Below are 342 nucleotides of genomic sequence, written 5' to 3'. Positions count from 1 at the left end.
GAGGGGTTTTTTGACTTGAGGAATATCTCAAAGCGAGCCATATTTGATGAGATCGATAGCGACTAAATCGCTTCAGTTTCACAACTGACAGAATAAAAAAACGGCAGCTCAAGGGCTGCCGTTTTGTGTTTCAGGTTTCTGTTATGTATTGCTGCTGTTTGCGGCGATGATTTTCGCTACTTTTTCAGCTTGCGCATTCATCTGCATCTGACGGTATGCATTTTCCATCAGCGGCAGCGCATCACGCGTAGCCTGGGTATCCGGGTAGTCGCGCAACATGCCTTCTACGCGGTTAACGACGGCAACCCATGCGCCACGTTCTGTATAGTACTCGGCCACGGA

At 48.8% G+C, this 342-nt stretch carries 1 protein-coding gene; it reads right to left on the bottom strand.

Going from position 1 to position 342, the window contains the following annotated elements; genetic code table 11:
* Positions 1 to 141 precede the first annotated feature (141 nt).
* A partial coding sequence (bamD, locus tag SB756_RS28715; RefSeq protein WP_410912909.1) for an outer membrane protein assembly factor BamD occupies positions 142 to 342 on the bottom strand: 201 nt, incomplete at its 5' end.

Source organism: Pseudomonas sp. SIMBA_068 (assembly GCF_046534705.1).
Classification (GTDB): Bacteria; Pseudomonadota; Gammaproteobacteria; order Pseudomonadales; family Pseudomonadaceae; genus Aquipseudomonas; species Aquipseudomonas putida.
Note: the sequence above shows the minus strand (reverse complement) of the source record. Positions and strands in the feature narration are given on the sequence as shown.